Annotated in this window: 5 protein-coding genes and 1 pseudogene; 4 read left to right on the top strand and 2 right to left on the bottom strand. The window is 71.8% G+C overall.

The annotated features are described in order from the left end of the window. Positions 1–1,404: protein kinase (locus tag ACFU99_RS37235; protein ID WP_384401169.1), on the top strand; the 1,404-nt coding region annotated here is incomplete at its 5' end. A gap of 15 nt (positions 1,405–1,419) precedes the next feature. Here the strand turns inward: ACFU99_RS37235 and ACFU99_RS37230 are convergent. Both ACFU99_RS37230 and ACFU99_RS37225 read right to left on the bottom strand, forming a co-directional pair. Then, positions 1,420–2,061, bottom strand: a complete 642-nt coding sequence (locus ACFU99_RS37230; protein ID WP_384401166.1) for a hypothetical protein — start codon at positions 2,059–2,061, stop codon at positions 1,420–1,422. Beyond that, on the bottom strand, positions 2,058–2,768 hold the full coding sequence (locus ACFU99_RS37225; protein WP_384401163.1) for a hypothetical protein: 711 nt from the start codon (positions 2,766–2,768) through the stop codon (positions 2,058–2,060). Before ACFU99_RS37225 ends, ACFU99_RS37230 begins: the two co-directional genes overlap by 4 nt. A 191-nt stretch (positions 2,769–2,959) precedes the next feature. On the opposite strand from ACFU99_RS37225, the gene ACFU99_RS37220 reads away from it, so the two are divergent. The 3 genes and pseudogenes from ACFU99_RS37220 to ACFU99_RS37210 all read left to right on the top strand — a co-directional run. After that, positions 2,960–3,166, top strand: coding sequence for a CopG family transcriptional regulator (locus ACFU99_RS37220; RefSeq protein ID WP_384401161.1), 207 nt, complete (start codon positions 2,960–2,962; stop codon positions 3,164–3,166). A 1-nt stretch (position 3,167) separates the two neighbouring features. Next, positions 3,168–3,512 carry a VOC family protein gene (locus ACFU99_RS37215; RefSeq protein WP_384401158.1) on the top strand — a complete coding sequence of 115 codons (345 nt, stop codon included), beginning with the start codon at positions 3,168–3,170 and terminating at the stop codon, positions 3,510–3,512. Positions 3,513–3,568: 56 nt separating this feature from the next. Continuing rightward, positions 3,569–3,668 (top strand): annotated as a pseudogene (locus tag ACFU99_RS37210) (SAM-dependent methyltransferase); the annotation flags it as partial.

Here is a 3,668-nt window from a genome sequence, read left to right as displayed (position 1 = left end):
GCCAGCCTCCAGGACCGGCTGGCCCCGGGGCCGCTGTCGCCCGCCGAGGCCGCCCGGATCGGCCGTGGGGTGCTGGCCGCGCTGCGCGCCGCCCACGCCGCGGGCATCCACCACCGCGACGTCAAGCCCGCCAACGTCCTGCTGCGCACCGACGGCCGGCCCGTGCTCACCGACTTCGGCATCGCCGCGATCCGCGACGCCACCAGCCTGACGGCCACCGGCGCGCTCATCGGCTCCCCCGACTACATCGCCCCCGAACGCCTCCGCGGCCACGAGGGCGACCCCGCCTCCGACCTGTGGTCGCTCGGGATGCTGCTGTACGTCGCCGTGGAGGGCCGCCATCCGCTGCGCAAGGCCAGCACGCTCGCGACGCTGGCCGCCATCCTGGACGAGCCGGTCCCGGAGCCGGAGCGGGCGGGCGCGCTGACGCCCGTGCTCAAGGCGCTGCTGACGCGGGACACGGCGGCGCGGCCGGACGCCGGGGCGCTGGACCGGATGCTGGCGGCGGCGGAGGCGGGGGACGGCAGGAGCGGGAAGCATACGGCCGCCACGCCTCCTCCGAAGCCGCCGGAGGATGCCGCGCCTCCGGCCCGTACCGCCGTCATACCGCCGAGCCGGACCAAGGCCATGCCGCCGACGGTCGCCGGCCCGCGGATCTCGTCCTTCACCTCGACCACTTCTACCTCCACCTCCTCTCGCACCTCGTACGCTTCGCCCTCTTCGCCCTCTTCGTCGTTCCGCTCCTCCGCCTCCGCGCCCTCCCCCACGCTCGGCGAGCGGGAAGCCCGCCGTCGGCTCCGCCGGGCCCGCGTCGTGCCGCTCGTGACCTCCCTCGTCGGAACGGCCGTGACCGCCGCCCTCGTCTGGGCGCTGCTCCCCGCGCCCGAGGGGCGGGCGGCCGACGACCCCACCGGCACGGCGGGGACGGTGGCCGAGCGGGACATCAACCTGCTGACGCCGGACGGGGTCCGGTCCGTCATCGGGAAGCTGAAGCCGGTGATGGGCGGCACCCGCGTCACCGACTTCACGATGCACGAGAAGCGGGCGAGCGCCGAAGCCCCCGCCAAGGGCGACAAGAACCTCTACGACCACTTCGCGTACGACAAGGGCAAGGCCGCCCGGGAGCGCGCGGGCGGCACCCTCATGCCCGGCACCGCCATGGTGGATCTGGAGAAGTTCCGTTGGGACGCCCTCCCGGCGCTGCTGCGCACGGCGGACAACGACCTCGGGGTGGCGAAGCCGACCAGCCACTTCATCGACGTGGACCCCGCCTATCCGTTCCTGGACAAGCGGCCGGTGCTCAAGGTGTACGTCACGGACGCGTACGGCTCGGCGTATCTGGTGGCCGATCTCAACGGCAAGGTGATCGAGAAGAACCCGCGCGGCAAGGGCGGCAAGGGCTGACCTCTGGGCCGCCCCTCAGCCCGCCAACGACCCCAACAGCCACAGGAAGACCCCCGCCGCCACCGCCCCCAGCACCAGGATCTGCGACCCGGCCGGCAGTCCGCGCGCGGGGCCGCCGGTGACCCCTACCGCCTCCGGGTCCAGCCGCTGAGCGCGCGCCATCCACTCCCGCGGCGGGTCGTTCGGCACGATGACCCGCCACGGCTGCCGGGGGTCGTACTCCACCACCGCGCACTTGCGGTGCAGCAGATTCTGGAGGTCCAGCGGGTGGCGGATCTCGACGCGGTACGGGGCCAGGTGCGGGTCCTCGGGCACCACCGTCAGATCGAAGGCGAACACGCTCTTCTGGTCGCGGGGGTCGATGACGGCCTGGCCGGTCTCCTTGTGCACCGCCCGCACGGAGTTGACCAGCGCGGGCGCGTAGGCCCGCGGCCCCCCGGGGCGCAGGGCGTGGGCCCGGTCGCCCTGTCCGCTCTCGGCGACGCCGCCGAGGAAGAACAGCGCCAGCGCGGAGACGGTGAGTCCGGTCAGCAGCAGCCAGAACGGGCCCTCGACCGTGCCCTGTACGAGCGCGGCGAAGGCAGCGCCCACCGGAACGGCCGTCAGCAGCGCGACCGGTGAGAAGAACTGGCGCACGAGGCGCGTCGCACGGGTCATGAGATGCGGAGCAGCTTTCTGCGGGACACGGCGACCCTGGTGCACGCGGGGTCGTCGGGGCGGGCCTCGTCGTACACGGCTCGGACGGTACGTTCCAGGGCGACGCGTTCCACGATGGCCGGCACCTCGTGCCGGTCGCCGCGCGGGTCCCGGAAGACGACGGTGACCTCGCCGTACTTGCCGCCGACGGTCCGCCAGCCGTGGAGTTCGGCGTCGGCGGTGGAGTACCGGCGGGAGAGGCGGCGCAGCAGGGCGGTGCGGCGCAGGCTGACGGCGGCGCCCCACCAGGCGGCGAGGCAGCCGGCCCCGGCGACGGCCCACAGGAAGGTGAGCCAGCCGGAGACGGGGAAGCGGCCGATGGGGACGACTATGAAGTAGTCGGTGACGGTGGCGTACGCGACTCGGCCGGCGTCCACGGCGTCGTACCAGCCGGCGATGGCGGCGAGCGCGGCGAGCGCCACGGCCGCGCCGACCACGGCGCGCTGGAGGAACCGCGCGGCGAGGAAGCCGAAGAGCACCGTGGAGCCGATGCCGACGAAGGGCGCCATGGAGGCGAACTGGTCGCTGGAGCAGCCTCCGGCCGGGTTGCAGGTCCACTCCACCGTCGAGGAGTCATAGCTCGACACCCGCCACACCAGCCACACCTGCCAGCCCATCAGGACACAGGCCGCCGCGCGCAGCACCTGCCCATAGGCTCTCGCGCCCACTGTCCGCCCTCGTCTCCCGCGCGCCTCCGGTAGACGAGCGCTTTACCCGGACCATATACGTGCATTGCCCAACCTGTCCGTGACCCCGACCACCCGCTCACGGACCGCGGCTCGGGACGCCCCTGGACGGATCGCCATATCCGCACAAGATGACCTAGCTTGCTAGCACGCTAGAGTGCTAGCATCGACTCGTGGGCGATGAAGAGGTCAAACAGTTCAACGTGTATCTGCCGATCGGACTGATCAAGCAGGTCAAGTACCGCGCCGTCGAGTCCGGCTCGTCGCTGTCAGCGCTCGTCGCCGACGCGCTGCGCGCCTATCTGGACGACGCCCATGAGTCCAACCCGCGATCGACCGAACCGACCGGCTCAACCAAGTCAATCGAAAAGGAGACCTGACATGGCCACCGAAGGTATCGAGGCCGTCTTCCTGACGACGCACAACTGGGGGAAGTCGGCGAAGTTCTTCCAGTCCCTCGGCTACGAGCTGGAGTTCGCGACGGACCACAGCTCCGGACAGCTCCGCAACGGCGACAGCCCCTACGTGTTCATCGCCGAGGTCCCCGAGGACCAGGAGCCCCAGACGCAGTTCGTACTGAAGGTGCCGGACGCGGACACGTTCCGCCCCGACCCGACCCTTGATGTCGTCACGCCGTTCGAGGACACCCATTACGGGACCAAGGAGATGACGGTCCGCGACCCCGACGGACGCGTATGGAGCCTCCAGGCCCCCGCGAAGAGCTGACCACGCGACGGACGCGACTCGAAGGACAACACGAAGGACAACGCGAAGGGAGCACCATGGCAGACCAGCAGACCGAGGCGCCGGACAGCACCGCGGTGCGGACCGCCCTCTGGCGGGCGATGCACGTCCAGGCCGATCCGCCTCCGCACGTGCTTG

The sequence above is a fragment of the Streptomyces sp. NPDC057654 genome (genome assembly GCF_042800135.1).
In the GTDB taxonomy this organism is placed as follows: domain Bacteria; phylum Actinomycetota; class Actinomycetes; order Streptomycetales; family Streptomycetaceae; genus Streptomyces.
The sequence above is the reverse complement of the archived record's forward strand: the minus strand, read 5'-3'. Positions and strand labels throughout refer to the sequence as shown.